The sequence below is a fragment of the Tenacibaculum ovolyticum DSM 18103 genome, from assembly GCF_000430545.1.
GTDB classification, from domain to species: domain Bacteria; phylum Bacteroidota; class Bacteroidia; order Flavobacteriales; family Flavobacteriaceae; genus Polaribacter; species Polaribacter ovolyticus.
On sequence record NZ_AUMF01000009.1, the window covers coordinates 63,755 to 89,729 of the forward strand.

Here is a 25,975-nt window from a genome sequence, read left to right on the forward strand (position 1 = left end):
ATAGAATAGTTTACTCTTTGTCTTTAAACTTAAATGTTTTTAATGTTTTCTCTAAAATTTCTTTTTGATTATCATCTACAAAAGACATGATTAGATTAATACTAAAACCATTACGAATGGTTGTAAAATATTTTTGCTTGATATTAACCCCTGCATATTCTATACTAAGACTCATTACGTAAAAATTTTGTTTATTAATTTCTACTTCTTCAATTTCATTATCATAACCTTGGTATTCGATTTTCGATTGTTTTAATAGCTTTTTTGCATTAAATAAATAATCAGCCCCTGTTTTTATACCTGGGGCAAAATCTAAATTTTCTACCAATAACATAAAACCAGGATTATATTCAACCGCTGCACCAACTTCATGTTGAAATACTGTTAATAAATAAGCAGAATTAACTTCAGATGCCTTTACTATTGCTTCTAAATTTTTATCTTCTCCAATAACCACTTTTTTACCTATCTCTCTAATCTTATCTGTTTGCTCCTTTGTTTGAACAATCCAACCTGATGGTACTTCCATTTTAAAATCAAAGAAAGAATTGCTGTAGACATTATTTTCAACTTTTCCATAATCAAAATCTTTTTTATCTACTAGTTTAGTACATTGAGTACTTATTAAGCATGCCAATAATACTGTAATTAAGATGATTTTCTTTTTCATAATTCTTTTTTTATTTTAATTCACTAATTCTTAAAGGTTTCCCAATCCTTCCAAACCACTTCTAAACCTTGGTTTTTCAACATTTTAACAACTTCCTCTGTACTTCGTTCATCAGATATTTCAAATTGTTCTAACGATTGTGGTTCTACAACGTAACCTCCTGGATTTGTTTTAGATTCCGCACTAATTGATGTGGCTCCTAAATTAACAATATTATTTCTAAAAACCTCGCTTTCTCTAGTTGACATTGACAATTCTACATCTTCATCAAATAAGCGAAAAGCACAAATTAATTGTACTAAATCAGCATCAGTCATTTCAACCTTTGGTTCTAGTCCACCTGAATGTGGTCGTAACCTTGGAAATGAAATAGAATACTTTGTTTTCCAATATGTTTTTTGTAAATATTTTAAATGCAATGCTGTAAAAAAACTATCGGCGCGCCAATCTTCTAATCCGAATAAAGCACCCAATCCTATTTTATGAATTCCTGCTTTCCCTAACCTATCTGGTGTATCTAAACGATAATTAAAATTAGATTTTTTTCCCTTCGGATGATGTTTCTTATACTCTTCTCTATGATACGTTTCTTGATATACCAATACTGCATACAACCCTGCTTCAATTAATGATTCGTATTCATCCTGATCTAAAGGTTGCACTTCAATCGTAACATTTGAAAATTGAGAACGAATTAATTCGATTGCATTTTTTATATATGCAACACCAACTGTTCTATTAGCTTCACCTGTGACTAACAAAATATGATCATACCCTTTTTCTTTTAAAAAAGCGACTTCTTTTAATATTTCAGTATCAGTTAAAGTACGTCTAGGTATTTTATTCGTCATACTAAAACCACAATATGTACAGATATTCTGGCATTCATTACTTAAATACATTGGCGCATACATTTGTATGGTATTACCAAATCGTTTTTTAGTAAGCAAACTGCTCTTCTGTGCCATTTGCTCGATATATGGTCGAGCTGCTGGAGATATTAATGCCTTAAAATCTTCTAAATCAAGTTTATCTTTTGATAAAGCAAGCTCAACCTGAACAGTAGTTTTGTGAAAAATACTTTTTAAGGTATCATCCCAATTATAAGTATCAAAAAAATCTTTAAAATTACTCATTGTTTAATTTAAAAACGATGTTAACGGACTACTTGCTTCTGCCTCTTGTCTTATCGGTGCTAGTTTTGCTTCATACGCCATTCTACCAGCTTCTACTGCCATTTTAAACGCTTTTGCCATTGCTACTGGATTTTGAGATACTGCAATAGCAGTATTTACCAATACAGCATCGGCTCCTAACTCCATTGCATAAGCTGCATGAGATGGTGCTCCAATACCTGCATCTACAATTACAGGAACATTAGATTGTTCTATAATTATTTCTAAAAAATCTTGTGTTTTTAATCCTTTATTACTTCCTATTGGCGCACCTAATGGCATTACACATTGTATTCCTACCTCTTCTAATCGCTTACATAAAACAGGGTCGGCATGAATATAAGGCATTACTACAAATCCTAATTTCACCAATTCTTCTGCCGCTTTTAAAGTTTCAATAGGATCGGGTAATAAATACCTAGGATCGGGATGTATTTCTAATTTTACCCAATTAGTTTCCAATGCTTCTCTTGATAATTCTGCTGCAAAAATTGCTTCTTTTGCTGTTCGAACACCCGATGTATTGGGTAATAAATTAATATGAGCATGATTTAAATGTGTTAAAATATCATCTTCTTTATTTTGAACATCTACTCTTTTTAAAGCTACAGTTATTAATTCACTTTCTGAAACTAGGAGTGCTTCTTTCATTAAAATTGAAGAACTAAATTTTCCTGTTCCTGTGAATAAACGCGATGTAAATTCTTTATCTGCTATTTTTAATATATTATTCATCTTATTTCTTGTTAGGTTGATCGTAGTCGAGTCTTTTTAAATAATTTATGAAGCTAAAAAACCTTTCGACTGCGCTCGAGGAGACACAAAAAACTACTTGTCATCCATTTTGTATACTTGCTCTTGCATACTTGGTGTATTTAAAATTTTATGAAAAACAGGAATACTAGTAAAATCTTTTGTTATTACACCCGATGCAGCTACACCGTAAACCTTTGTTTTTAAAACATCTGTAACATTATCTAAAGTAATACCTCCAATAGCTATTATTGGCGTTTCTGTTTGTAATTCTTTAACAATCTGCTGGTATCCTTCAACTCCTAAAACTGGACTTAAATTCTTTTTAGTTTCAGTAAATTGAAAAGGGCCTAAACCAATATAATCAACTTTCTTTTCTAGTAATTTTTTACAATCTTCTAAAGTATTGGCTGTTCCCCCAACTGAATAGAATTTACCTAAATAAGCACGTACTTTTATGGGACAAGCATCACTTTTTCCTAAATGAACGCCGTCTGCATTTACTTCTTTAGCTACTTTATAGTAATCGTTTATAATTAAACGGGTTTGAAAGTGCCCTGTTATTTCTCTTGCTTTTTTTGCCGTTTCTAAAATCGTTTTAGGATCAAAACCTTTTAATCGTAATTGTACCCATTCGGCTCCAGATGCACAAGCATTTTGAATATTATCTAAATGTTCTTGTGCTGTTTTACCTTGTGTTATATAATGTAATTTACTTATCATTTTATTTATAATTATGGGTTCCTAAAAGTGATTCGTTTGAATTTAAAAATTGTTCGGTATACCTTTTTGTATTTTTACAAGCATCTTCTAAAGAAAGCTCTAATGCTAAATTAGCTGCCAATGTTGATGATAAAACACATCCACTACCATGTTTCTCAAAAACAGTATCGGATATAGGCGGAATATTCATTTTTACTATCTTACTATAGTATACTTCATCCCATCCTTTTTTATCTGTTCTATGACCTCCTTTTAAATAAACATTTGTTTTTTCTGAAATAAAGGCTATAGTTTCTTCTATATCCTTATCTGGAAATAACGCTTTTATTTCGTTGTAATTTGGTGTTATAAAATCACAATTATCTAATACTTGTTCGAGTGTTTTTAAATTTTGATTTGTATGAAATTCAAATCCTGCACTTGCTTTTAAAATTGGATCTACTACAATTTGTATTGTTGGATTTAATTTTCTCAACGTTTGAATTATAGCTAACAAAACATTCCAAGATTGAATAATTCCTATTTTTACTACTGAGATAGGAAAACGTTCAAACAATGTTTCAATTTGTGCTATAATTATTTGTTCATCTATCCAAACACAATTTTTAAAATCAACATCATTTTGAACAGTAACCGCAGTACATACCGACACACCGTATAAACCATGTGCCTCAAATGTTTTAATATCTGAAGTAATTCCTGCTCCGCTTGACGGATCTAAACCTGCAATGGTTAGTATGTAATTTTTAGTATTCAAATTATTTTTATTTAGTTCTCGACTGCGCTTAAACTGATAATTACATTTTAATTTTCTGAATAACTTAGTTTTATAAACATATTCTCGATACATTTTTATTCCGTTATCATTTCATAAAAACACTCGAACTGACAGCTAGAATTTTCTTTTAATCAAACTAAGGAATCAAACTTATCTTTTATCTTCTTAAAACTCTCTACAGGATTTTCTGTATTCCAAACACCTCCTAATACTCCAATACCTTTATAACCTAGTTGAATGGTTTCAGCTATGGTTTCTATATTAATTCCTCCCATTCCAACAATTGGTTTATCAATATTTGTTACATTAAAACCTCTTCCTTCATATCCTTCTTTTGAAATAGATGAAAAAACTGGACTTAATAAATGATAATCAAATTCGATATCGCAAGCGGCTAATTCTTCTGGTTCATGAAAAGAACTACTCATTGTTTTTCCTAACATATTTAATCCTATAAAATATCGACTTCCGTTTTCTAAAGCATCTCGTCTTTTTTGTTCTTGAAAATGGATTCCTTTTAAATTGAATTCATTTGTTAATTCATGAAAATAATGAACAACTATTTTAGTGTGATGTTTCTCTGATATTTGATTTAAATAAGATACATGTTCTTCATAACTCTTAAATGGTTTTCTAAGATGATAATATGCTAATCCTGCTTCAAATAATTGGTGTAGAATTACAATTTCGTTTTCTACATCTTTTTCTGGGGCAATAAGTACAATCATATTAGTTTGATTTTAATAGCTATTAATTTTATACAAAAATAATCTAATTTATTATTGAAATGCTAGATTACTTCGTCGTTTCCTCCTCGTAATAACAGGTGTTTTTTTAGGTTAGGGATTGTAGTGGCATCCTTTTGCTGTCTGTTCGAGTGAATTTATGTAGTAAAACGAAATAAATTTATATCGAGAACAAGCAAAAGATATAACGGAAAGCTCGACTACGCCTTTTTTTTAAAGGCGTAGGAACCTCCTAATTATTTTATAAATATACTTCTGATCCTTTCTCTTTAAATTCTTTCGATTTCTCTTCCATACCTTTCGCAATTACTTCGTTATCTACAATGTCATTAACAGCTGCAAAATCACGCACTTCTTGAGATATTTTCATTGAACAAAATTTTGGACCACACATAGAACAAAAGTGTGCAATTTTTGCACCGGCAGCAGGCAAAGTTTCATCATGATATTCACGAGCACGTTCTGGATCTAATCCTAAATTAAACTGATCTTCCCAACGAAACTCAAAACGAGCCATACTTAATGCATTATCTCTATGCTGAGAACCAGGATGTCCTTTTGCTAAATCGGCAGCATGGGCTGCTAACTTATAAGTTATAACTCCTACTCGTACATCTTCTTTATTTGGTAAACCTAAATGTTCTTTTGGCGTTACATAACATAACATTGCGCATCCGTACCAACCAATCATAGCGGCACCAATTCCTGATGTTATATGATCATAACCAGGTGCAATATCAGTTGTTAAAGGCCCTAAAGTATAAAAAGGAGCTTCGTCGCAAAGTTCTATTTGCTTCTCCATATTTTCTTTAATCATGTGCATTGGTACATGCCCTGGCCCTTCGATAAAACACTGTACTTCGTGCTTACGTGCTATTTGTGTTAATTCTCCTAAGGTTTCTAACTCAGCAAATTGTGCTTCATCATTAGCATCGGCTACAGAACCTGGACGTAACCCATCACCTAATGAAAAGGCAACATCATACTGTTTTAATATTTCGCAAATGTCTTCGAAATGTGTATACAAGAAACTTTCTTTATGATGTGCTAAACACCATTTTGCCATAATTGATCCTCCACGAGATACAATTCCTGTAACACGTTTTGCTGTCATTGGTACGTAACGTAACAAAACTCCTGCATGAATAGTAAAGTAATCTACTCCTTGCTCGGCTTGTTCTATTAACGTGTCACGAAAAATCTCCCATGTTAAATCTTCTGCAACTCCGTTTACTTTTTCTAATGCTTGATAAATTGGTACTGTTCCTACTGGTACTGGTGAATTACGAATAATCCATTCGCGGGTTTCATGAATATTTTCTCCTGTAGATAAATCCATAATATTATCTGCTCCCCAACGGCAAGCCCATACAGCTTTTTCTACTTCTTCTTCAATTGATGATGTTACAGCAGAGTTACCAATATTTGCATTGATTTTCACCAAGAAATTTCTTCCTAAAATCATAGGTTCAGCTTCTGGGTGATTTATGTTTGATGGTATGATTGCTCGACCTCTAGCTACTTCTGATCGTACAAATTCTGGAGTAATTTTATCTGGAATATTAGCTCCAAAATGTTCTCCTTTGTGTTGTTTTCTTATTTCGGTCATTTCATCTATTCGCTGATTTTCACGAATAGCAATGTATTCCATTTCTGGAGTAATGATTCCTTTTTTAGCGTAATGTAATTGTGTTACGTTTTGTCCTTTTTTAGCTCTTAAAGGATTTTTTAATAACTTAAAACGCATATGATCTAAACTAGCATCGTTTAAGCGTTCGTTACAGTATTCTGAAGAAAACTCAGTTAACTGCTCAACATCACCACGGTCTTTAATCCAAGATTCACGAATTCTTTCAATTCCACTATGCACGTCAATTTCTTTAGTAGGATCAGTATAAGGTCCTGAAGTATCATAAACTGTTACAGGTTCGTTTGGCGTTTTCTTTTTTGTCATAGAATCAACCGTGTCACTTAACGAAATTTCACGCATTGCTACTTTAATTTGCGGGTGAATTTTTCCGTTTACATAAATCTTCTTAGAATTCGGAAATGGTTTTCTTGTAATTCCGTTTTGCTTTGGTGCTGTGTCTTTGTTCTTCATTTGATAAAGTAGTTTGCTTTTAAAATAAAAATCATCCTCCTTGAGTAGATCTTATAATTAAAATATCATCATTATTTTGAAGTAACTTTAAAGACCAATCTGTTCTTTTTACCACAGTACTATTTATAGCAATAGCAATTCCGTTTGTTTGAATTTTTAAATATTCAACAAACTCTTGTAGAGTTAGGTTTTCTAAAACTTGATGGTCTTTTTGGTTTACTTTTATAGTAATCATATTTATATAATATTACTGTAAACCGAATGGTAGTAACTCGATATAATTTTATCGAAGATAACTTTTCCCTACGCTGGTATTAACCAAATCAGGTTCTAAGGATTTTTCTCAAACTAATTTAATAGCTACTCCTAAAGTTTACGAGACAAATGTATTCTTATTTTTTAAAAAACAAGTTTTTTATTCTTATTTTTTAATATTCCTTCTCAATTATCAATCGCTTATACCTGAAAAACAAACGATTAAAACCTTTTTATCTAAACAACTATTTTTTAATTATACATTTAACATATAAAGTGAAGACATATAAATGGTGGAATGAAATCCACTTATAAACGTTTTTCTATAAGTTAAATTATAGAATACGCGAACCAAAAAGCCTTATGAGTAGGTAAACTAACCAAACTTATTATAAATACTGAAACATAAGCAAAAAAGAAACATTTGAAGATGGATTGACTGCTTACCTCTCTAATAGCAGAAAGTCGTAAAGTATTTAATGAAGCATTAAACGGATTGTAAACGTGATTTACACATCAAGTATAAGTTACCGTTTTAAGTGCGTTGCTTCAACATCTCCTTCTAAGGTTACTTGGTAAGCATCTTTTGAGATTTATCTTCCCTAAAATGATAAGTCTCAAATTAATTATACTAAATATATTTAGTGTAATTAATAAAGCCTGTCCTTTTGACTAAAAGAACAGGCTTTATTTATATAAAAATATTTTTTTATAATTCTTTAATAGTTTTTGCAACTTCTTGAAGTACGTCAAAAGCTGTTTCTGCCATTTTATTTCCTTTAAAATCTAATAATGGATTTACTTCTACAAATTCAACACAGACTACCTTTTTACTTTCTAGTAAGCCATTTATAATTTTAACAATTTCTTTATCATCAAAACCTTTAGGAACTGGTGTACCTGTACCATAAGAAATCATGTCACAATCCATTGCATCAACATCAAAAGACACATAAATAATATCACAATCAGATAATTTATCCAATGCTTCATTTACACATACTTCTAACCCACGATAACGAACTTCTGCAACCATATAGTTTTTAATACCATATTTTTCCATTTGTTTTTCTTCAGGTTCTTCTGTATCACGAACTCCAAAAAAAACGATATCTTCAGGTAAAGCTTTTTGCCCAGGAACTCCAATATTTTTCATTCGGTCCCACAACTCTGCTGTTTCTCTATTAACATCATTTACCTGACAATCTAAATTATCATCAGAAATAACGGCCCCTAATGGCATACCATGTATGTTTCCAGAAGGAGAGGTATAAGGCGTGTGTAAATCTCCATGAGCATCAATCCAAACAACACCAACTCTTTTTGTTGGATTTGCTGCTTTAACACCACTTATAGTACCTAAAGCTGATGAATGATCTCCAGAAATAACTATAGGAAACTTACCTTCTTGTAAGTTTACTTTTACATGGTTACTTACTCTTTTACATTGATTAAAAACACTTCTTATTTGCTTACCAAACGAATTGTTTTTTTTGTTATAAACAGATTCATTTTCTGTAATAACATCTTCAAATTCAAAACGATTAAAAAAATCGTTATTTTGATTGATTGCAGCTATTTCAATAGCATCTATACCCATATCAGAACCACGTGTTCCTGCTCCGATATCTGACCTATTTTTGATAATTTTAATTTCTTTCATCATCAATTATATTTAATAAAAAATGCCATCTAAATTTTAAATGACATTTTTTGTTTATTTTATCTTTTACTTACTTTTACGAATGGTCTCTGGTTTTCTCCTGTATAAACTTGACGTGGACGTCCGATAGGCTCTTTTCCTAATCTCATTTCTTTCCATTGCGCAATCCAACCTGGTAAACGACCTAATGCAAACATTACTGTAAACATTTCTACTGGAATACCCATAGCACGATAAATAATTCCTGAGTAAAAATCTACATTCGGATATAATTTACGTTTAACGAAATACTCATCATTTAAAGCTTCTTGTTCTAATGATTTTGCAATTTCTAAAATTGGATCATCAATACCTAAATCAGCTAAAACTTCATCAGCAGCAACTTTAATAATTTTTGCTCTTGGATCAAAGTTCTTATAAACACGGTGTCCGAATCCCATTAAACGGAAAGGATCGTTTTTATCTTTTGCTTTTGCCATGTATTTTTTAGTATCTCCACCATCTTGTCTAATAGCTTCTAACATTTCTAATACAGCTTGGTTTGCTCCACCATGTAATGGTCCCCATAGTGCAGAAATCCCAGCAGAAAGCGATGCAAATAATCCAGCGTGAGAAGAACCTACAATTCTTACTGTAGATGTAGAACAATTTTGTTCGTGATCGGCATGTAATATTAATAATTTATCAAGAGCGTCTTTTACTATTGGGTTTATTACGTACTCTTCTGTTGGCTTTTCAAACATCATTTTCATAACATTCTCTACATAACCTAAATTATTACTTCCATAATTTAAAGGTAAACCTTGCTTCTTACGCATTGTCCAAGCTACTAAAACAGGAAATTTCGCTAATATTTTAACAATAGCATTGTACATCTCTTCTTCAGAATCTACATTTACAGAAGTAGGATTAAATGCTACTAATGCACTTGTTAAAGATGATAAAACACCCATCGGATGGGCCGTTCTAGGAAATGCTTCTATAATTTTTTTTATATCTTCATCTACAATCGCTTTTTCTCTAATATCATTATGAAATTTCTCTAACTCAACTTTTGTAGGTAATTCTCCAAAAATCAACAAATAAGCAACTTCTAAAAAATCAGCTTTTTCTGCTAATTCTTCAATAGAATAACCTCTATATCTTAAAATTCCTTCTTCTCCATTTAAAAATGTAATAGCACTCTGGCAAGAGCCTGTATTCTTATATCCTGGATCAATAGTTATAACACCTTCGGTTGCACCTCTTAATGTTTTAATATCAATCGCAGTTTCATTTTCTGTTCCTTTTATTAATGGAAACTCATACGTGTTATCACCAATTTGTAGTTTTGCTATATCTGACATTTTTATCTCTTAAATTTTAATGATTGTAGTTGATTGCGAAGATACCATTTTTTGTAGTATTTTGAAAGTTGGTTTTGATAGAATTTCATCATTAAAAGCGTAAAAAGGCAAAGCCTATTAATTAATTCTTATAAACATAAAAAACCTTGTTAGTAATTCTAACAAGGTTTTTATAACATACTTAAAGTATATGCTTATTTTATTTTAAATGCTTTTGCTTGCGGATAAAATGCTACACCATCTAATTCTTCTTCTATACGTAATAATTGATTGTACTTTGCCATACGGTCTGAACGAGAAGCCGAACCTGTTTTTATTTGACCACAGTTTAATGCAACTGCTAAATCTGCAATTGTATTATCTTCTGTTTCTCCTGAACGGTGACTCATAACTGATGTATACCCTGCATTATGTGCCATATTTACAGCTGCAATCGTTTCTGTTAAGGTTCCTATTTGATTTACTTTAATTAAAATTGAATTTGCAATTCCATTTTCAATTCCTCTAGATAAACGCTCTACATTAGTTACAAATAAATCGTCACCAACTAATTGAACTTTATTTCCAGAAATTTCGGTTAAATACTTCCAACCTTCCCAGTCATTTTCATCCATACCATCTTCAATAGAGATAATTGGATATTTATCTGCTAATTCAACTAAATAATCTGCTTGTTCTTTACTTGTTCTGATTTTTCCTTTAGCTCCTTCAAACTTAGTATAATCATATTTACCATCAACAAAAAATTCAGCAGCAGCACAATCTAAAGCAATCATTACTTCTTCTCCAAATTTGTATCCTGCATTTTCAGTCGCTAAAGCTATTGTTTCAATCGCATCTTCTGTTCCTTCTAAAGTTGGAGCAAAACCACCTTCATCACCAACTGCCGTTGATAAATTACGATCATGTAAAACCTTTTTTAGGTTATGAAAAATCTCAGATCCTACTTGCATTGCTTCTGTAAAATTATTCGCTTTTACAGGTACAATCATAAATTCTTGAAATGCAATCGGAGCATCAGAATGAGAACCTCCATTGATAATATTCATCATTGGAACTGGTAAAGTATTTGCTGAAACACCACCTACATATCTATACAAAGGCAATCCTAACTCATTAGCTGCTGCTTTTGCAACTGCTAAAGAAACTCCTAAAATTGCATTTGCTCCTAAAACAGATTTATTTGGAGTTCCATCTAAATCAATCATTATTTGATCAATCATGTTTTGCTCAAATATAGATACTCCTAATAACTCTTGAGCAATTAGTGTATTCACATTTTTTACAGCATTTAAGACTCCTTTACCCATATAATCTTTTCCGCCATCACGTAACTCAACAGCTTCATGTTCTCCTGTAGAAGCTCCTGAAGGAACTGCTGCTCTTCCCATAACTCCGTTATCTGTAGTAACATCTACTTCTACAGTTGGATTACCTCTTGAGTCAAAAATTTGACGTGCGTGAATGTTGATTATAATACTCATAGTTTTATATTTTTAATATAGATTCCCGTGATTTTTTAAGCCACGGGAATGTTATTTTTATAATTGCTAATTTACAAATAGTAGTTGTTTTTTAATTAGTTAGAAAAAACTAATTACGAAAACGTTTACGCTTTTACTTTTGCTTTTTTGATATTTTCAATAAATTCATCAAACAAATATTCTGCGTCATGTGGTCCAGGACTTGCTTCTGGATGGTATTGAACAGAGAATACATTTTTTGATTTCATTCTAATTCCAGCAACTGTATGGTCATTTAAATGTACATGAGTTATTTCAACATCAGTATGCGCTTCAGCTTCTTCTCTATTAATAGCAAATCCATGATTCTGAGAAGTTATTTCACCTTTTCCTGTAATTAGATTTTTTACAGGGTGATTAATTCCTCTATGTCCATTATGCATTTTGTAAGTAGAAATACCATTGGCTAATGCAATTACTTGATGTCCTAAACAAATACCAAATAAAGGTAAATCTTTTTTGATTATTTCTTTAGCTGTATTTTGGGCATCAACTAAAGGCTCAGGATCTCCAGGTCCATTAGATATGAAATAACCATCTGGATTAAAATCACTCATTTGGTCGAAAGTTGCGTTATAAGGGTAAACTTTTATATATGCGCCTCTTTTAACAAAATTTCTCAAAATATTCTTTTTAATACCGATATCTAAAGCTGATATTTTTATTGATGAATTTTCATCACCTACATAATAAGGCTCTTTAGTTGACACTTTAGAAGCTAACTCTAAACCAACCATATTTGGTGTATCAGCTAATTGTTTCTTTAGTGCATCAATATTATCTACATCAGTAGAAATAATTGCATTCATAGCTCCATTGTCTCTTATGTATGCAACTAGTGCTCTTGTATCTACATCAGAAATGGCTACTAAATTATGCTCTTTAAACCAATCAAATAAATTTCCATCTGAATCTACTCGAGAATGCGTAAAACTGAAATTACGACAAATTAACCCTGAAATTTTAATACCTTCAGATTCAACTTCTTCATTGTTAATTCCATAATTACCAATATGAGCATTGGTTGTTACCATTAATTGACCAAAGTAAGAAGGATCTGTAAATACTTCTTGATAACCAGTCATTCCAGTATTGAAACAAATTTCTCCTGTTGAAGTTCCCTCAATTCCAATAGATTTCCCGTAGAAAATGGTTCCATCTGCTAAAAGAACTAATGCTTTTTTACGTTGTTGATATTTCATTTAGTGTATGTTGTGTCTTTTGAGTGCAAAAATATAAAAAAAAAGGGATAAACATTAAATGTTTATCCCTTTGATATAATTTATAAAAATTTTCATTTTTATTCTTCTTCTTGTGAAGTTTGAGTTTCAACAGCTGCATCAGCAGTCTTTGCTCCACCACGACGACTACGACGAGTGTTCTTCTTAGCTTTGTTTCCTTTTGGATTGTATAATTCGTTATAATCAACTAATTCTACCATTGCCATAGGAGCATTATCTCCCTGACGGTTTCCTAATTTGATGATACGTACATATCCTCCTGGTCTATCAGCTACTTTTACAGATATTTCTTTGAATAATTCGGTTACAGCTTCTTTGCTACGTAAATAACTGAATACTGTACGACGATTATGAGTCGTATCTGTTTTAGACTTAGTAATTATAGGCTCAATAAACGTACGAAAAGCTTTTGCTTTAGCTACTGTTGTATTAATACGTTTATGTTCGATTAAAGAACATCCCATATTTGCTAACATTGCTTTTCTGTGCGCTGTTTGTCTTCCTAAATGATTAAATTTCTTTCCGTGTCTCATGACATTTGGTTTTGGCTTTCATCTTGCATCAACCCTCTTTGGGGAGCAAAATATGAAAGGTTAATCTCTATCTAATTTGTATTTGCTTAAGTCCATTCCAAAATTAAGGCTTTTATTTGCCACTAACTCATCTAATTCAGTTAATGATTTTTTACCAAAATTTCTAAATTTCATTAAATCGCTTTTGTTGAAAGATACTAAATCTCCTAAAGTATCTACTTCTGCAGCTTTTAAACAGTTTAAAGCACGAACTGATAAATCCATATCAACTAATTTCGTCTTTAATAACTGACGCATATGTAATGATTCCTCATCATATGTTTCAGTTTGAGCAATTTCATCTGCCTCTAAAGTGATACGCTCATCAGAGAATAACATAAAGTGGTGGATTAAAATTTTAGCTGCTTCTGTTAAGGCATCTTTAGGGTTTATAGAACCGTCAGTATCGATATCGAAAACTAATTTTTCGTAATCTGTCTTTTGCTCTACACGATAATTTTCAACAGCATATTTTACATTCTTTATTGGAGTGTAAATAGAATCTGTAAAAATTGTTCCTAATGGTGCACCTGCTCTTTTGTTTTCTTCTGCTGGTACGAAACCTCTACCTTTTTCGATAGTAATTTCAGCATTGAAATTTACAGATTTATCCATGTTACAAATTACTAAATCTGGATTTAGTACTTGAAAACCTGAAGTAAATTTTTGTAAATCTCCAGCAGTTAATTGCTCTTGACCTGATACTGCAATAGATACTGTTTCTCTATCAGTCTCTTCAATTTGTTTCTTAAAACGAACTTGTTTTAAGTTTAAGATGATTTCTGTTGCATCTTCTACTACTCCTTGAATTGTTGAGAACTCATGATCTACACTGTCTACGCGTAATGATGTGATAGCAAACCCTTCTAATGAAGATAATAAAACTCTTCTTAAAGCGTTTCCAACCGTTAATCCAAAACCTGGTTCAAGAGGTCTGAATTCAAATCTACCTGTAAAGTCAGTAGATTCAATCATAATTACCTTGTCAGGCTTTTGAAAATTTAAAATTGCCATTTTTCTTCGTTTTAATTGTTACTTAGTTGCGCGGTTTGTTAGTTTGAAGAAATACAAACAGACCCTTTGGCTAAGTAACAATATAAATAATTTATTATTTAGAATATAATTCTACGATTAATTGTTCCTTGATATTTTCAGGGATCTGTAATCTCTCTGGAGCTTTAATGAAAGTTCCTGATTTTAAATCAGAATTCCAGCTTAACCATTCGAATACGTTACTATTGTTTGCTAATGCACTTTCAATAGCTACTAATGATTTAGATTTTTCTCTAACAGCAACAACATCACCAGCTTGTAAACTATAAGAAGGAATATTAACAATTTCTCCATTTACAGTAATGTGACGGTGAGATACTAATTGACGAGCTCCACTACGAGAGTTAGAAACTCCTAATCTGTACACTACATTGTCTAAACGAGACTCACATAATTGTAATAAAACCTCACCTGTAATTCCTTTAGAAGCAGAAGCGCTTTTAAATAAATTAGAGAATTGACGTTCTAAAATACCATACATGTATTTCGCTTTTTGCTTCTCCATTAACTGAGTAGAATACTCAGATTTTTTACCTCTTCTTCTAGCATTTCCATGCTGTCCTGGTGGGTAGTTTCTTTTTTCGAAGTTTTTATCATCTCCAAAAATTGCTTCACCAAATTTACGAGAAATTTTAGTTTTTGGTCCTGTATATCTTGCCATTTCTTATTGTTTTAGTAGGGATTATGAATTAAGGCTTACTCCTTCGATAATCTTGTTCCTACCTTAGTTAAAATATTTTTAATTGCGCACAAAAGTACGCTAAATAAAATATAAGTTGAAGTTAATTCAACTTATACTCTTCTTCTTTTAGGAGGACGACATCCGTTGTGAGGAATAGGAGTAACATCAATGATTTCAGTTACTTCAATTCCAGCATTATGGATAGATCTGATTGCAGATTCTCTACCGTTACCTGGTCCTTTAACGTACACTTTTACTTTACGTAATCCTGCTTCTTTTGCAACGTTTGCACAATCTTCTGCTGCTAATTGAGCTGCGTATGGAGTATTCTTTTTAGAACCTCTAAAACCCATTTTACCTGCAGATGACCAAGAAATAACGTCACCTTTTTTGTTTGTTAAAGAAATAATAATGTTGTTGAATGATGCAGTTACGTGAGCTTCACCTACTGATTCTATTACAACTTTACGTTTTTTTGTTATTTTAGACTTTGCCATGATTATTATAGTTTTAGTAATTTAGTTTTCTAACTTTATAGTTTTACAGCTATTATTAGATCTTGATTACTTATCTAACTTATTTTTTCTTGTTAGCTACAGTTTTTCTCTTACCTTTTCTTGTACGAGAATTATTCTTAGTTCTTTGACCTCTTAATGGAAGACCTAGTCTGTGACGAATACCTCTTTGACATCCGATGTCCATTAAACGTTTAATACTAATTTGAACTTCTGAACGTAACTCTCCCTCAATAGTAAAAGTTCCTACTTGCTCACGAATCGCTGCAATTTGATCATCGTTCCAATCTTGAACTTTGATACTTTCGTCAATTTTTGTTGCTGCTAAAACTTCTTTAGCTCTGCTGTTTCCTATACCAAAGATGTAAGTTAAAGCGATAACACCTCTTTTATTCTTTGGAATATCAATACCTGCTATTCTTGCCATTACCCTTGTCTTTGTTTAAATCTAGGATTCTTTTTGTTTATTACGTATAATCTGCCTTTTCTTCGTACAATCTTGCACTCGGCACTTCTTTTCTTTAATGATGCTCTTACTTTCATCAGTGTGTGTTTTTAGTATCTGTAAGTAATTCTTGCCTTTGATAAATCATACGGACTCATTTCTAATTTTACCTTATCTCCTGGTAATAGTTTGATATAATGCATACGCATTTTACCTGAAATGTGAGCCGTAACAACATGTCCGTTTTCTAATTCTACACGAAACATTGCATTTGATAATGCTTCTGTAATCGTTCCGTCTTGTTGAATTGCTGGTTGTTTAGCCATATTATTTTAATGATTTTCTGTTACTGTTACCTGTTTTCATTAAACCATCATAACGACTATTTAATAAATACGAGTTTATTTGCTGAATAGTATCTATCGCAACTCCAACCATAATGATTAAAGATGTTCCTCCAAAAAACATTGCCCAGTTTTGAGTAACTCCAAACTTTACAATGATAGCAGGTAAAATTGATAAAGCTGCTAAAAATAGAGACCCTGGGAAAGTTATCTTAGATAACACAGCGTCTAAATAATTTGCAGTTTCTTCTCCTGGCTTATATCCTGGAACGAAACCATTACTTCTTTTTAAATCTTCAGCCATTTTATTAGTTGGGATCGTAATCGCCGTATAAAAATAACTAAAAATAATAATTAAGACTGCAAATATAACGTTATACCACAATCCGAAGTTGTCGGTTAAACTGTTTAATGCTGGGAATTTTTGTCCTAAAGCTACAGGTAAAAACATAATAGCTTGTGCAAAAATAATTGGCATTACTCCAGATGCATTCAATTTTAAAGGAATGTACTGGCGTGCACCGTCAACATCTTTAATATCTGTAACGGCTGTACGACGTGCGTATTGAACTGCAACTTTACGTACTGCTGTAACTAATAATACGGTTAACAAAATTACTACAAACCAAACTATTAGTTCGATTAGAATCATCATAATACCTCCTGCTCCTGCTGAATTCTTAGAAACTAGTTCTTGAATAAAAGCCGCTGGGAAGTTAGCTATAATACCTACAGTAATTAATAATGATATTCCATTACCAACTCCTTTATCTGTAATACGCTCTCCTAACCACATTGCAAAAATTGTTCCTGCAGCTAAAAGTATTATAGATGATACCCAAAATGTAGCTCCTGTTACTAAAAATGCTTCAGGTCCTAATCCCATTTGGTTTTGGATAATTCCAATATAGGTCGGTGCTTGAAACAAAGTAATAGCAATTGTAAGCCATCTTGTTATTTGTGTAATCTTCTTACGTCCACTTTCTCCATCTTTTTGTAACTTCTGTAAATATGGTACCGCGATACCCATTAACTGAACCACAATTGATGCAGAAATATAAGGCATTATACCAAGAGCCATTACTGACGCTCTAGCAAATGCCCCACCTGTAAATGCGTTTAATAAACCTAAAAGTCCACCAGAAGTACTGTCTTGTAAAGCTGATAACTGAGTTGGGTCAATTCCAGGTAATGGAACTGCCGCCATAAAACGGTAAACAGCAATTAAACCTAAAGTTAAAAGTAATTTCTCCTTTAACTCTTCTATCTTCCAAATGTCCTTTAATGTATTTATAAAATTCATCATTTACAGTGATTATAATGTAACTACTTCACCTCCTGCCGCTTCGATAGCCGCTTTTGCTGTTGCAGTAAATTTATGTACAGTTACGTTTAATTTAGCTTTTAACTCACCACCACCTAGTATTTTTACTAAATCGGTTTTACGAGCTAAACGGTTTTCTACTAAAACCTCTAAAGTAATTGTATCTGTAACTTTTCCGTTCTCTACTAATCCTTGTAACTTATCTAAATTAACACCAACATACTCTTTACGATTAATGTTTGTGAAACCAAATTTAGGTACACGTCTTTGAAGTGGCATTTGACCTCCTTCAAATCCTATTTTACGAGAATAACCAGAACGAGATTTCTGACCGTTATGACCTCTTGTAGAGGTACCTCCATGTCCAGAACCTTCTCCACGGGCGATTCTTTTACCGCTCTTTGTAGATCCTGCTGCAGGTTTTAAGTTGTGTAAACTCATCTTATATTGTCTTATTTAATTTCTTCAACAGAAACTAAGTGTGAAACTGTTTTTACCATACCCAAAATTGTAGCTGTTGCATTGTGCTCTACAGTTTGGTTTAATTTACGTAAACCTAATGCCTCTAACGTTGCTTTTTGACTTTTAAGGCGACCGATTTTACTTCTTACTTGTGTAACTTTAATTTTACTCATCGTCTTAAATTTTAACCGTTAAAAACTTTCTCTAAAGAAATACCTCTTTGCTTTGCAATAGTTGCTGCATTACGTAATTGTAATAAAGCATCAAAAGTTGCTTTAACTACGTTGTGAGGGTTTGATGATCCTTGAGATTTAGATAATACGTCTTTAATACCAACAGATTCAAGTACTGAACGTACTGCTCCACCGGCGATAACTCCCGTACCATGTGAGGCTGGCTTGATAAATACTTTCGCACCACCAAACTTACCTTTTTGTTCGTGAGGTAAAGTTCCGTCTAAAATAGGAATACGTACTAAACTTTTCTTAGCATCTTCTATTGCTTTAGCAATTGCAGAAGCTACATCTTTAGATTTTCCTAATCCATGACCTACAACTCCATTACCATCTCCAACTATTACGATTGCAGAGAAACCAAATGCTCTACCCCCTTTAGTTACTTTGGTAACACGCTGTACACCTACTAATTTATCTACAAGCTCTAATCCGCTTGGTTTTACTCTTTCTACGTTTTTATATCCTAACATAATATAATTTCTTAAAATTTTAAACCAGCTTCTCTAGCAGCTTCAGCTAATACCTTTACTCTACCGTGATATAAAAACCCATTTCTATCAAAAGAAACAGTTTCAACACCATTTTTAGTAGCTCTTTCAGCTATTGCTTTACCTACTGCAACTGCAGCTTCTGATTTAGAACCAGATGTAATTTCTTTATCTCTAGATGATGCAGATGCTAATGTTACACCAGCAACGTCATCAATTAATTGAGCATAGATTTCTTTATTACTTCTAAAAACTGATAACCTAGGTTTTGCAGCTGTTCCTGTAACTATTTTTCTAATTCTATACTTAATTCGTTGTCTTCTTTCAAGCTTTGATAATGCCATAATAATTTCTCTTATTTATTATGCAGATTTACCTGCTTTTCTTCTTAATACTTCACCTACAAACTTAATTCCTTTTCCTTTATATGGCTCTGGAGCACGGAAAGAACGGATTTTAGCTGCAACTTGACCAACTAATTGCTTATCAAATGAAGATAACTTAATTATTGGGTTTTTACCTTTATCAGATACTGTTTCAACCTTTACTTCAGGAGCTAAGTTTAAAACAATGTTATGAGAGAAACCTAAAGCTAAATCTAATTTTTGCCCTTGATTAGATGCTCTATAACCTACACCCACTAATTCTAATTCCTTAGTATAACCTTTAGAAACTCCTTCAATCATGTTATTGATTAAAGCACGATATAAACCGTGTGCTGCTCTATGATCTTTACTATCTGATGTTCTTTTAACTGTTAAAACACCATCTTCGATTTCTGCAGTAATTTCAGATTTTAACTCTTGAGTTAATTCTCCTAATTTACCTTTTACTGTAACCACATTTCCGTCTACTTTAACTTCAACACCTTGTGGTAATGCGATTGGATTTTTCCCTATTCTACTCATTGTACAAAGTGATTAATAAACGTAACATAATACTTCACCACCAACGTTTTCTTGTTTAGCTTTCTTGTTTGTCATTACACCTTTAGATGTAGAAACAATAGCAATACCTAAACCGTTTAATACTCTTGGCATCTCTTTAGAGCCAACGTATTTACGTAAACCTGGTGTTGAAATTCTTTGAATCTTTCTGATTACTGATTCTTTCGTGTCTCTGTCGTATTTTAAAGCTATCTTGATTGTTCCTTGAACTTTATCGTCATTGAACTGATAACTTAAAACATAACCTTGATCGAACAAAATTTTCGTCATTTCCTTCTTCAGTTTTGAAGCAGGAATCTCAACTACTCGGTGATTTGCTGCAATAGCATTTCTCACTCGAGTAAGAAAATCCGCAATTGGATCTGTATACATAATTAATTAAATTTCGGTTTTGGTTTTCAATAATTCTTATTCCACTATGAAAATCGTAATTAATGAACCTGAAACCAGTTAATATTCATTTTTTGCTTTTTCTGATAAATCTCATAGGCATTATACTATTTACTAGTATTTACCCACAAGGCATAATTTACCCCATAAAAACAGAATGCAAATATACATAAACTTTTGTAAAATAAAACCTTTTTAAGACTTATCATTTTGAGTCTTAAATTATTGGCTCTTTTAAGTCTTATTTTCATAATTTTATATATAAAAAAAACAGGTAATTAAAATCACCTGTTTCTTTTTAAATACTTTTAAATCTACTTTATATCTAAGAATATATGATTTTTGAATATTATTATAATTTTATTATTTTAGTTTTTCTGAAATGTATACAGCTTTATTAGCATCATAATACTCATAAGGTACCCCATAAAAAGTCGCCCAACATTTATTGTTCTGGTCAATGGTATAAATATAAGGTGTAAACCTAGGTAATTTTTGGTTCCCATTTTCATCACAAATATATCTTCTCTCTTCTTCATGACCAATAACAACATTAAATTTTTTTGTTCTAATTTTATTAGCGACTTCAGTTACTGTGCTTCCTTTAACTAAAAAAGCTCGATCTACAACATATTTTGTTTTTATTTTTAATAAGGCAAGGCTAGGTGATTTTAAACCTATATTCGCACCTAATAATGTTTTATATTGAGTATTATCATTATATACTTTTCTCCCTATTGCATTATTGTGGTAATCCATTTCATGCGCATCTTCTTTATTATCTGTACTACATAACTCCCAAGCATCTGTAACTGCTTTAGCATACGCTAACTTAGGCGACTTAGATGAAACAGTAAGGTAATTATTACACAAAAGCGCACTCCAAAGAATATGTCTATAAGCATCTAGCTTAGTGTCTGACTCATCTAAACTTGAAAAAACTTGCTTTGCAATATTCTTAGCTATAGCCGCTTTTTTAAATGCATATAATGCCATAGCTTTTGACCCTAAATCACCTCCATAATTTTTAAAAACACCATGCTTTTTATTAATACAATTAACTTGCTCATTACCATAGTCAGCACCTTTATAAGACTGACTACTTCCCCTTTGTTTTTTATCCAATAACCTGATGTAAACTAAATAGTCCAAGCTTTTATAATAATAATTTTCAATGATAGTTATATTCTCATCAATTTCTTCAGTAGACAATGTTGGAAAATCATTCATTAAAAATTTTCTTTTATCATCAGCTATACTTTTATCTGTAATAAAAGGAAATTTTACTAGTTCTTCTTTAACAGCCAACGCTATTTCGTCTAAGCTAAATTCATCAAAACTTATCGGTTGCTCTTTTCTTTTTAATTCTGTTGTCTTTTTATAATCTACAATTGGTGTATTTAACCTGTTTAATACGGGTAATCCTTTATAAGTTGACAAGTTTTCACTTATACTTTGTTTCTCTTCATTTTCATTAGAAACTAAGGTTTCTTTATCTGAACAATTAAATAATAATAAAATAATTGGTAGCAATAAATAATTAATTTTTCTCATAGTAATATAATTTAATAATTAGCATTTTTAAAACGGCAAAAATAAAAAAAAGGTTCATACCACAATGGGTATAAACCTTTTTTTAAAAATAAAACTAGTTTTTGTTTACCAACTAGCTTTCTTAACTCCTGGAATTAATCCTTGGTTAGCCATTTCACGGAAAGTAACACGTGAAACACCGAACTGACGCATATATCCTTTCGGACGACCTGTTAATTTACAACGATTGTGCATTCTAACTGGTGATGCATTTTTAGGTAACTTTTGTAACGCTTCGTAGTCTCCAGCTTCTTTTAAAGCTTTTCTCTTTTCAGCATACTTAGCAACCGTTTTAGCTCTTTTGCGCTCACGCGCTTTCATTGATTCTTTAGCCATCTTTTAGTTCTTTTTAAATGGTAAACCTAATTCTCCTAATAATGATTTAGCTTCTTTATCAGTGTTTGCAGATGTTACAAAAGTAATATCCATACCACTAATTTTTTTAACTTGATCAATATTAATTTCAGGGTAGATGATTTGTTCAGTAATTCCTAAGTTATAATTACCTCTACCATCAAAACCGTTCGCTTTAATTCCGTTAAAATCTCTTACACGTGGTAAAGAAGCTGTAACTAATCTGTCTAAAAACTCGTACATTTTAACTCCTCTTAACGTAACCTTCACACCAATTGGCATTCCTTTACGTAATTTAAAGTTTGCAACATCTTTCTTAGATATAGTTGAAACTGCTTTTTGACCTGTAATAGTAGTTAACTCGTCAATAGCGTATTCTATTAATTTCTTATCTGCTATAGCTGCACCAACACCTTTACTTACAACAATCTTTTGTAATTTAGGTACTTGCATTACATTACTATAACCGAACTCATCAGTAAGAGCTTTGATAACTCTGCTCTTGTACTCCTCTTTTAATCTTGGTACGTAACTCATTGCTATATTGCTTTATCTGATTTTTTTGAAAATCTAATTTTCTTATCTCCTTCTACTTTATAACCAACTTTTACTGCTTCACCGTTTTCGATTAATGCAAGGTTAGATATATGTAATGAAGCTTCTTTCTTTACAATTCCTCCTTGAGGATTAGCAGCACTTGGTTTAGTGTGTTTAGACACCATATTAACACCTTCTACTAATACTCTATCTTTATCCTTAAAGATTTGTAAAACCTTCCCTTCCGATCCTTTGTGATCTCCTGCCAATACTTTAACAGTATCTCCTGATTTTATTTTGAACTTCTTCATCTTAATGTCGATTTAAAGCACTTCAGGTGCTAATGATACTATCTTCATAAATTGCTTATCACGTAATTCACGGGCAACAGGACCAAATACACGTGTTCCTCTCATTTCCTCTGTAGGATTTAAAAGTACACAAGCATTATCATCAAATCTGATATATGATCCGTCTTTACGTCTAATTTCCTTTTTAGTACGAACAACAACTGCACGAGATACTTGACCTTTTTTTACACTTCCGTTTGGAGTTGCAGACTTTACAGTTACTACAATTTTATCTCCAACGCTAGCATAACGCTTTCTTGTTCCTCCTAAAACTCTTATCACTAAAACTTCTTTTGCTCCAGTGTTATCTGCGACTCTTAATCTTGATTCTGTCTGTAACATATTATTTAGCTCTTTCTAGGATTTCTACTAATCTCCAACGTTTAGATTTACTCATAGGACGTGTTTCCATTATCCTTACAGTATCACCTTCGTTGCAATCGTTATTCTCGTCATGTGCAACGTACTTTTTCGTTTTTAATACGAATTTACCGTACATTGGGTGCTTGGTTCTTTTTACCTCATTAACAACAATAGATTTCTCCATTTTGTTACTAGATACTACACCTATTCTCTCTTTTCTAAGATTTCTTTTTTCCATCTTTAAAACTGACTAGAATTATTGTAATTCTCTTTTAGTTAACTCTGTAGCAATTCTTGCTACAGTTTTTCTTAAGCTTTTAATCTGCATTGGGTTTTCCAATGGAGTTATGGCGTGAGCCATCTTAAGATCCGTATAATTTTTCTTTAACGTCACTAACCTTCCTTGTAAGTCAGTAGTTGTTAATTCTTTAATTTCTGATTGTTTCATTGTATATAGAATTAAGCGTTAAAATCAAAATCTCTTGCAATAACAAACTTCGTTTTTACTGGAAGTTTTTGTGCTGCTAAACGTAAAGCTTCTTTTGCAACATCCATTGGTACTCCACCAACTTCAAACAAAATTCTTCCTGGTTTAATAACTGACACGAAATGATCAGGTGCACCTTTACCTTTACCCATACGTACTTCTAATGGCTTCTTTGTAATAGGCTTGTCTGGAAATATCTTAATCCAAAGCTGACCTTCTCTTTTCATATGACGAGTTGCCGCAATACGAGCTGCCTCTATTTGACGAGAAGTTAGTAAGTTCTGATCTAATGATTTGATACCAAACATTCCGTTAGAAAGTTGAGCACCTCTACCAGAGTTACCTTTCATATTTCCTTTCGCCTTCTGTACCTTACGGTATTTTACTCTTTTTGGCTGTAACATTTTTAATTTCTAATTTTAAAAATTATTTTCTTCTGCGAGGTTGTTGTGGACGTTTATTACCACCACCTTTATTAGCACCACCTTTTTGTTTAGATAATCCTACTAATGGAGATAATTCGCGTTTTCCATAAACCTCACCTTTCATGATCCATACCTTAATACCTAATCTTCCGTATTGTGTATGTGCCTCAACAAGTGCGTAATCAATGTCTGCTCTAAAAGTAGAAAGAGGAATTCTTCCTTCTTTATAATGCTCAGAACGTGCCATTTCAGCTCCATTTAAACGACCAGAAATTTGAATTTTAATTCCTTCTGAATTCATTCTCATTGCAGCAGTAATAGCCATTTTAGTAGCTCTCTTGTAAGAAATTCTATTTTCAATTTGACGTGCAACACTTGCTGCAACTAACTTAGCATCTAATTCTGGACGCTTAATTTCAAAAATGTTAATTTGAACTTCTTTTCCTGTAATTTTCTTAAGCTCTTCTTTTAACTTGTCTACCTCTTGACCTCCTTTACCAATAATGATACCTGGACGTGCAGTAGTGATAGTAACGGTTACAAGTTTAAGTGTGCGCTCAATAATTACTCTTGATACACTTGCTTTAAATAATCTAGCATTAATATACTTTCTTATTTTGTCATCTTCAGCTAATTTATCTCCGTAGTCATTTCCACCATACCAGTTAGATTCCCATCCTCTGATAATTCCTAAACGATTTCCTATTGGATTTGTTTTTTGTCCCATTTCTACTTTGATTAATTACTTTTATTTTTAGCTCCTAACTCTAAAGTAACGTGATTAGAACGCTTACGAATTCTATGTGCACGACCTTGTGGAGCTGGTCTTAACCTTTTTAACATACCTGCGCTATCTACACAAATTGTTTTAACAAATAATCCAGCATCTTCGATACTAGCATCTTCATTCTTAGCTTGCCAGTTTGCAATTGCAGACATTAACAATTTCTCTAAGTTTCTTGATGCTTCTTTTGGACTAAATTTTAAAATTTGTAAAGCTTTTTCAACCTCTACTCCTCTTACTAAATCTGCTACCAAGCGCATTTTTCTCGGTGATGTAGGACAATTAGTTATTTTAGCAAAAGCTCTTGACTTTCTTGCTTCTTTTAACTGTAATGCCATGTTATGTTTACGACTTCCCATAATTTCCTACTATTTTTTTCCTTTATTTTTTGCACCAGCGTGCCCTCTAAAAGAACGTGTTGGTGAAAATTCGCCTAATTTATGACCTACCATGTTTTCTGTAACGTAAACTGGTACAAACTGACGTCCATTATGAACAGCAATTGTTTGCCCTACGAAATCTGGAGTAATCATACTTGCTCTTGACCAAGTTTTGATAACTGATTTACTCTCAGTTTCAACGTTAGTTAACACTTTTTTCTCTAATTTATAGTGAACGAAAGGTCCTTTTTTTAATGATCTTGCCATGGT

37 protein-coding genes and 1 riboswitch are annotated in these 25,975 nt (G+C 32.1%); all 37 genes read right to left on the reverse strand.

All coding sequences use genetic code 11. The annotated features are described in order from the left end of the window. Positions 1-10 precede the first annotated feature (10 nt). The 37 genes from H518_RS0101525 to rpsS all read right to left on the reverse strand — a co-directional run bounded on the left by H518_RS0101525 (position 11) and on the right by rpsS (position 25,972). Entirely contained in the window at positions 11-670 is a 660-nt protein-coding gene (locus H518_RS0101525; RefSeq protein ID WP_028887437.1) for a hypothetical protein, read from the reverse strand. Positions 671-693: 23 nt separating this feature from the next. Continuing rightward, the gene (thiH, locus tag H518_RS0101530) at positions 694-1,806 is read right to left on the reverse strand and encodes a 2-iminoacetate synthase ThiH (protein WP_028887438.1); all 1,113 of its coding nucleotides are present in this window, start codon (positions 1,804-1,806) and stop codon (positions 694-696) included. Positions 1,807-1,809: 3 nt separating this feature from the next. Then, positions 1,810-2,580, reverse strand: a complete 771-nt coding sequence (locus H518_RS0101535) for a thiazole synthase (protein ID WP_028887439.1) — start codon at positions 2,578-2,580, stop codon at positions 1,810-1,812. 93 nt (positions 2,581-2,673) lie between these two features. Further along, positions 2,674-3,321, reverse strand: a complete 648-nt coding sequence (thiE, locus tag H518_RS0101540) for a thiamine phosphate synthase (RefSeq protein WP_028887440.1) — start codon at positions 3,319-3,321, stop codon at positions 2,674-2,676. 1 nt (position 3,322) lies between these two features. Beyond that, positions 3,323-4,078, reverse strand: coding sequence for a hydroxymethylpyrimidine/phosphomethylpyrimidine kinase (locus H518_RS0101545; protein ID WP_028887441.1), 756 nt, complete (start codon positions 4,076-4,078; stop codon positions 3,323-3,325). A 152-nt stretch (positions 4,079-4,230) separates the two neighbouring features. Continuing rightward, positions 4,231-4,827, reverse strand: a complete 597-nt coding sequence (locus H518_RS0101550) for a thiamine phosphate synthase (protein ID WP_028887442.1) — start codon at positions 4,825-4,827, stop codon at positions 4,231-4,233. 259 nt (positions 4,828-5,086) lie between these two features. Beyond that, positions 5,087-6,946: a phosphomethylpyrimidine synthase ThiC gene (gene thiC, locus H518_RS0101555; RefSeq protein ID WP_028887443.1), complete on the reverse strand. Its 1,860-nt coding sequence runs from the start codon at positions 6,944-6,946 to the stop codon at positions 5,087-5,089. Positions 6,947-6,977: 31 nt separating this feature from the next. Beyond that, positions 6,978-7,181, reverse strand: a complete 204-nt coding sequence (thiS, locus tag H518_RS0101560) for a sulfur carrier protein ThiS (protein WP_028887444.1) — start codon at positions 7,179-7,181, stop codon at positions 6,978-6,980. 48 nt (positions 7,182-7,229) lie between these two features. Beyond that, positions 7,230-7,324: riboswitch (TPP riboswitch) on the reverse strand. Positions 7,325-7,910: 586 nt separating this feature from the next. Beyond that, on the reverse strand, positions 7,911-8,867 hold the full coding sequence (locus H518_RS0101565) for an arginase (protein WP_028887445.1): 957 nt from the start codon (positions 8,865-8,867) through the stop codon (positions 7,911-7,913). Between the two features lie 56 nt (positions 8,868-8,923). Further along, on the reverse strand, positions 8,924-10,210 hold the full coding sequence (locus tag H518_RS0101570; RefSeq protein ID WP_028887446.1) for a citrate synthase: 1,287 nt from the start codon (positions 10,208-10,210) through the stop codon (positions 8,924-8,926). 194 nt (positions 10,211-10,404) lie between these two features. After that, positions 10,405-11,694, reverse strand: a complete 1,290-nt coding sequence (eno, locus tag H518_RS0101575) for a phosphopyruvate hydratase (RefSeq protein ID WP_028887447.1) — start codon at positions 11,692-11,694, stop codon at positions 10,405-10,407. 125 nt (positions 11,695-11,819) lie between these two features. Next, the gene (gene carA / locus H518_RS0101580) at positions 11,820-12,935 is read right to left on the reverse strand and encodes a glutamine-hydrolyzing carbamoyl-phosphate synthase small subunit (RefSeq protein WP_028887448.1); all 1,116 of its coding nucleotides are present in this window, start codon (positions 12,933-12,935) and stop codon (positions 11,820-11,822) included. 98 nt (positions 12,936-13,033) lie between these two features. Next, positions 13,034-13,507: a 50S ribosomal protein L17 gene (gene rplQ / locus H518_RS0101585; RefSeq protein WP_028887449.1), complete on the reverse strand. Its 474-nt coding sequence runs from the start codon at positions 13,505-13,507 to the stop codon at positions 13,034-13,036. 60 nt (positions 13,508-13,567) lie between these two features. Next, entirely contained in the window at positions 13,568-14,560 is a 993-nt protein-coding gene (locus H518_RS0101590) for a DNA-directed RNA polymerase subunit alpha (protein WP_028887450.1), read from the reverse strand. A gap of 94 nt (positions 14,561-14,654) precedes the next feature. Continuing rightward, the gene (rpsD, locus tag H518_RS0101595) at positions 14,655-15,260 is read right to left on the reverse strand and encodes a 30S ribosomal protein S4 (protein ID WP_028887451.1); all 606 of its coding nucleotides are present in this window, start codon (positions 15,258-15,260) and stop codon (positions 14,655-14,657) included. Positions 15,261-15,391: 131 nt separating this feature from the next. Beyond that, complete coding sequence (gene rpsK / locus H518_RS0101600; RefSeq protein ID WP_028887452.1) at positions 15,392-15,778, reverse strand: 30S ribosomal protein S11; 387 nt, start codon at positions 15,776-15,778, stop codon at positions 15,392-15,394. A 79-nt stretch (positions 15,779-15,857) separates the two neighbouring features. Continuing rightward, entirely contained in the window at positions 15,858-16,223 is a 366-nt protein-coding gene (gene rpsM / locus H518_RS0101605) for a 30S ribosomal protein S13 (RefSeq protein ID WP_028887453.1), read from the reverse strand. Further along, positions 16,223-16,339, reverse strand: coding sequence for a type B 50S ribosomal protein L36 (gene ykgO, locus H518_RS20720; protein ID WP_073316873.1), 117 nt, complete (start codon positions 16,337-16,339; stop codon positions 16,223-16,225). Before ykgO ends, rpsM begins: the two co-directional genes overlap by 1 nt. 12 nt (positions 16,340-16,351) lie before the next feature. Next, positions 16,352-16,567 carry a translation initiation factor IF-1 gene (gene infA, locus H518_RS0101610; protein ID WP_028887454.1) on the reverse strand — a complete coding sequence of 72 codons (216 nt, stop codon included), beginning with the start codon at positions 16,565-16,567 and terminating at the stop codon, positions 16,352-16,354. Position 16,568: 1 nt separating this feature from the next. After that, complete coding sequence (secY, locus tag H518_RS0101615; protein WP_028887455.1) at positions 16,569-17,888, reverse strand: preprotein translocase subunit SecY; 1,320 nt, start codon at positions 17,886-17,888, stop codon at positions 16,569-16,571. A gap of 12 nt (positions 17,889-17,900) precedes the next feature. Further along, positions 17,901-18,350 carry a 50S ribosomal protein L15 gene (gene rplO, locus H518_RS0101620; protein ID WP_028887456.1) on the reverse strand — a complete coding sequence of 150 codons (450 nt, stop codon included), beginning with the start codon at positions 18,348-18,350 and terminating at the stop codon, positions 17,901-17,903. Between the two features lie 11 nt (positions 18,351-18,361). Beyond that, positions 18,362-18,544, reverse strand: coding sequence for a 50S ribosomal protein L30 (rpmD, locus tag H518_RS0101625; RefSeq protein WP_028887457.1), 183 nt, complete (start codon positions 18,542-18,544; stop codon positions 18,362-18,364). A gap of 11 nt (positions 18,545-18,555) precedes the next feature. Next, positions 18,556-19,080, reverse strand: coding sequence for a 30S ribosomal protein S5 (gene rpsE, locus H518_RS0101630; protein WP_155995104.1), 525 nt, complete (start codon positions 19,078-19,080; stop codon positions 18,556-18,558). A gap of 8 nt (positions 19,081-19,088) precedes the next feature. Continuing rightward, entirely contained in the window at positions 19,089-19,439 is a 351-nt protein-coding gene (rplR, locus tag H518_RS0101635; RefSeq protein WP_028887459.1) for a 50S ribosomal protein L18, read from the reverse strand. A gap of 18 nt (positions 19,440-19,457) precedes the next feature. Next, on the reverse strand, positions 19,458-20,003 hold the full coding sequence (gene rplF / locus H518_RS0101640) for a 50S ribosomal protein L6 (protein WP_028887460.1): 546 nt from the start codon (positions 20,001-20,003) through the stop codon (positions 19,458-19,460). Between the two features lie 12 nt (positions 20,004-20,015). Continuing rightward, positions 20,016-20,414: a 30S ribosomal protein S8 gene (rpsH, locus tag H518_RS0101645; protein WP_028887461.1), complete on the reverse strand. Its 399-nt coding sequence runs from the start codon at positions 20,412-20,414 to the stop codon at positions 20,016-20,018. Positions 20,415-20,795: 381 nt separating this feature from the next. Next, positions 20,796-21,986: a DUF6973 domain-containing protein gene (locus H518_RS0101650; protein ID WP_028887462.1), complete on the reverse strand. Its 1,191-nt coding sequence runs from the start codon at positions 21,984-21,986 to the stop codon at positions 20,796-20,798. 105 nt (positions 21,987-22,091) lie between these two features. Continuing rightward, the gene (rpsN, locus tag H518_RS0101655; RefSeq protein ID WP_028887463.1) at positions 22,092-22,361 is read right to left on the reverse strand and encodes a 30S ribosomal protein S14; all 270 of its coding nucleotides are present in this window, start codon (positions 22,359-22,361) and stop codon (positions 22,092-22,094) included. 3 nt (positions 22,362-22,364) lie between these two features. Then, the gene (gene rplE / locus H518_RS0101660) at positions 22,365-22,916 is read right to left on the reverse strand and encodes a 50S ribosomal protein L5 (RefSeq protein ID WP_028887464.1); all 552 of its coding nucleotides are present in this window, start codon (positions 22,914-22,916) and stop codon (positions 22,365-22,367) included. A 2-nt stretch (positions 22,917-22,918) separates the two neighbouring features. Next, positions 22,919-23,227, reverse strand: coding sequence for a 50S ribosomal protein L24 (gene rplX / locus H518_RS0101665; protein WP_028887465.1), 309 nt, complete (start codon positions 23,225-23,227; stop codon positions 22,919-22,921). Between the two features lie 12 nt (positions 23,228-23,239). Further along, a complete protein-coding gene (gene rplN / locus H518_RS0101670) occupies positions 23,240-23,608 on the reverse strand; it encodes a 50S ribosomal protein L14 (protein ID WP_028887466.1) in 369 nt (122 codons plus the stop codon). Between the two features lies 1 nt (position 23,609). Continuing rightward, positions 23,610-23,867 carry a 30S ribosomal protein S17 gene (rpsQ, locus tag H518_RS0101675; RefSeq protein WP_028887467.1) on the reverse strand — a complete coding sequence of 86 codons (258 nt, stop codon included), beginning with the start codon at positions 23,865-23,867 and terminating at the stop codon, positions 23,610-23,612. Positions 23,868-23,885: 18 nt separating this feature from the next. Further along, positions 23,886-24,077 (reverse strand): 50S ribosomal protein L29, encoded by a 192-nt coding sequence (rpmC, locus tag H518_RS0101680; RefSeq protein WP_028887468.1) that lies wholly within the window; start codon positions 24,075-24,077, stop codon positions 23,886-23,888. Positions 24,078-24,088: 11 nt separating this feature from the next. Continuing rightward, positions 24,089-24,520 (reverse strand): 50S ribosomal protein L16, encoded by a 432-nt coding sequence (rplP, locus tag H518_RS0101685; RefSeq protein ID WP_028887469.1) that lies wholly within the window; start codon positions 24,518-24,520, stop codon positions 24,089-24,091. 22 nt (positions 24,521-24,542) lie between these two features. Next, on the reverse strand, positions 24,543-25,268 hold the full coding sequence (rpsC, locus tag H518_RS0101690) for a 30S ribosomal protein S3 (RefSeq protein WP_028887470.1): 726 nt from the start codon (positions 25,266-25,268) through the stop codon (positions 24,543-24,545). 11 nt (positions 25,269-25,279) lie between these two features. Continuing rightward, positions 25,280-25,684: a 50S ribosomal protein L22 gene (gene rplV / locus H518_RS0101695; protein ID WP_028887471.1), complete on the reverse strand. Its 405-nt coding sequence runs from the start codon at positions 25,682-25,684 to the stop codon at positions 25,280-25,282. Between the two features lie 9 nt (positions 25,685-25,693). Further along, entirely contained in the window at positions 25,694-25,972 is a 279-nt protein-coding gene (rpsS, locus tag H518_RS0101700) for a 30S ribosomal protein S19 (protein ID WP_028887472.1), read from the reverse strand. Positions 25,973-25,975 lie beyond the last annotated feature (3 nt).

Coding starts and splice junctions, on each gene's coding strand:
- eno (WP_028887447.1), bottom strand. CDS start 11,694: ATGAGTATTATAATCAACATTCACGCACGTCAAATTTTTGACTCAAGA.
- rpsM (WP_028887453.1), bottom strand. CDS start 16,223: ATGGCAAGAATAGCAGGTATTGATATTCCAAAGAATAAAAGAGGTGTT.
- rpmC (WP_028887468.1), bottom strand. CDS start 24,077: ATGAAACAATCAGAAATTAAAGAATTAACAACTACTGACTTACAAGGA.
- rplO (WP_028887456.1), bottom strand. CDS start 18,350: ATGAGTTTACACAACTTAAAACCTGCAGCAGGATCTACAAAGAGCGGT.
- ykgO (WP_073316873.1), bottom strand. CDS start 16,339: ATGAAAGTAAGAGCATCATTAAAGAAAAGAAGTGCCGAGTGCAAGATT.
- H518_RS0101570 (WP_028887446.1), bottom strand. CDS start 10,210: ATGTCAGATATAGCAAAACTACAAATTGGTGATAACACGTATGAGTTT.
- H518_RS0101650 (WP_028887462.1), bottom strand. CDS start 21,986: ATGAGAAAAATTAATTATTTATTGCTACCAATTATTTTATTATTATTT.
- rplQ (WP_028887449.1), bottom strand. CDS start 13,507: ATGAGACACGGAAAGAAATTTAATCATTTAGGAAGACAAACAGCGCAC.
- H518_RS0101565 (WP_028887445.1), bottom strand. CDS start 8,867: ATGATGAAAGAAATTAAAATTATCAAAAATAGGTCAGATATCGGAGCA.
- secY (WP_028887455.1), bottom strand. CDS start 17,888: ATGAATTTTATAAATACATTAAAGGACATTTGGAAGATAGAAGAGTTA.
- rpsS (WP_028887472.1), bottom strand. CDS start 25,972: ATGGCAAGATCATTAAAAAAAGGACCTTTCGTTCACTATAAATTAGAG.
- H518_RS0101550 (WP_028887442.1), bottom strand. CDS start 4,827: ATGATTGTACTTATTGCCCCAGAAAAAGATGTAGAAAACGAAATTGTA.
- rpsD (WP_028887451.1), bottom strand. CDS start 15,260: ATGGCAAGATATACAGGACCAAAAACTAAAATTTCTCGTAAATTTGGT.
- rplV (WP_028887471.1), bottom strand. CDS start 25,684: ATGGGAAGTCGTAAACATAACATGGCATTACAGTTAAAAGAAGCAAGA.
- rplP (WP_028887469.1), bottom strand. CDS start 24,520: ATGTTACAGCCAAAAAGAGTAAAATACCGTAAGGTACAGAAGGCGAAA.
- H518_RS0101535 (WP_028887439.1), bottom strand. CDS start 2,580: ATGAATAATATATTAAAAATAGCAGATAAAGAATTTACATCGCGTTTA.
- rpsQ (WP_028887467.1), bottom strand. CDS start 23,867: ATGGAAAAAAGAAATCTTAGAAAAGAGAGAATAGGTGTAGTATCTAGT.
- rplF (WP_028887460.1), bottom strand. CDS start 20,003: ATGAGTAGAATAGGGAAAAATCCAATCGCATTACCACAAGGTGTTGAA.
- carA (WP_028887448.1), bottom strand. CDS start 12,935: ATGAAATATCAACAACGTAAAAAAGCATTAGTTCTTTTAGCAGATGGA.
- thiE (WP_028887440.1), bottom strand. CDS start 3,321: ATGATAAGTAAATTACATTATATAACACAAGGTAAAACAGCACAAGAA.
- thiS (WP_028887444.1), bottom strand. CDS start 7,181: ATGATTACTATAAAAGTAAACCAAAAAGACCATCAAGTTTTAGAAAAC.
- rpsN (WP_028887463.1), bottom strand. CDS start 22,361: ATGGCTAAAGAATCAATGAAAGCGCGTGAGCGCAAAAGAGCTAAAACG.
- rpsC (WP_028887470.1), bottom strand. CDS start 25,268: ATGGGACAAAAAACAAATCCAATAGGAAATCGTTTAGGAATTATCAGA.
- thiC (WP_028887443.1), bottom strand. CDS start 6,946: ATGAAGAACAAAGACACAGCACCAAAGCAAAACGGAATTACAAGAAAA.
- thiH (WP_028887438.1), bottom strand. CDS start 1,806: ATGAGTAATTTTAAAGATTTTTTTGATACTTATAATTGGGATGATACC.
- rplE (WP_028887464.1), bottom strand. CDS start 22,916: ATGAGTTACGTACCAAGATTAAAAGAGGAGTACAAGAGCAGAGTTATC.
- rpsH (WP_028887461.1), bottom strand. CDS start 20,414: ATGTATACAGATCCAATTGCGGATTTTCTTACTCGAGTGAGAAATGCT.
- rplN (WP_028887466.1), bottom strand. CDS start 23,608: ATGTTACAGACAGAATCAAGATTAAGAGTCGCAGATAACACTGGAGCA.
- rpmD (WP_028887457.1), bottom strand. CDS start 18,544: ATGAGTAAAATTAAAGTTACACAAGTAAGAAGTAAAATCGGTCGCCTT.
- rplX (WP_028887465.1), bottom strand. CDS start 23,227: ATGAAGAAGTTCAAAATAAAATCAGGAGATACTGTTAAAGTATTGGCA.
- rplR (WP_028887459.1), bottom strand. CDS start 19,439: ATGGCATTATCAAAGCTTGAAAGAAGACAACGAATTAAGTATAGAATT.
- infA (WP_028887454.1), bottom strand. CDS start 16,567: ATGGCTAAACAACCAGCAATTCAACAAGACGGAACGATTACAGAAGCA.
- rpsK (WP_028887452.1), bottom strand. CDS start 15,778: ATGGCAAAGTCTAAAATAACAAAAAAACGTAAAGTTGTAATAGAATCA.
- H518_RS0101525 (WP_028887437.1), bottom strand. CDS start 670: ATGAAAAAGAAAATCATCTTAATTACAGTATTATTGGCATGCTTAATA.
- H518_RS0101590 (WP_028887450.1), bottom strand. CDS start 14,560: ATGGCAATTTTAAATTTTCAAAAGCCTGACAAGGTAATTATGATTGAA.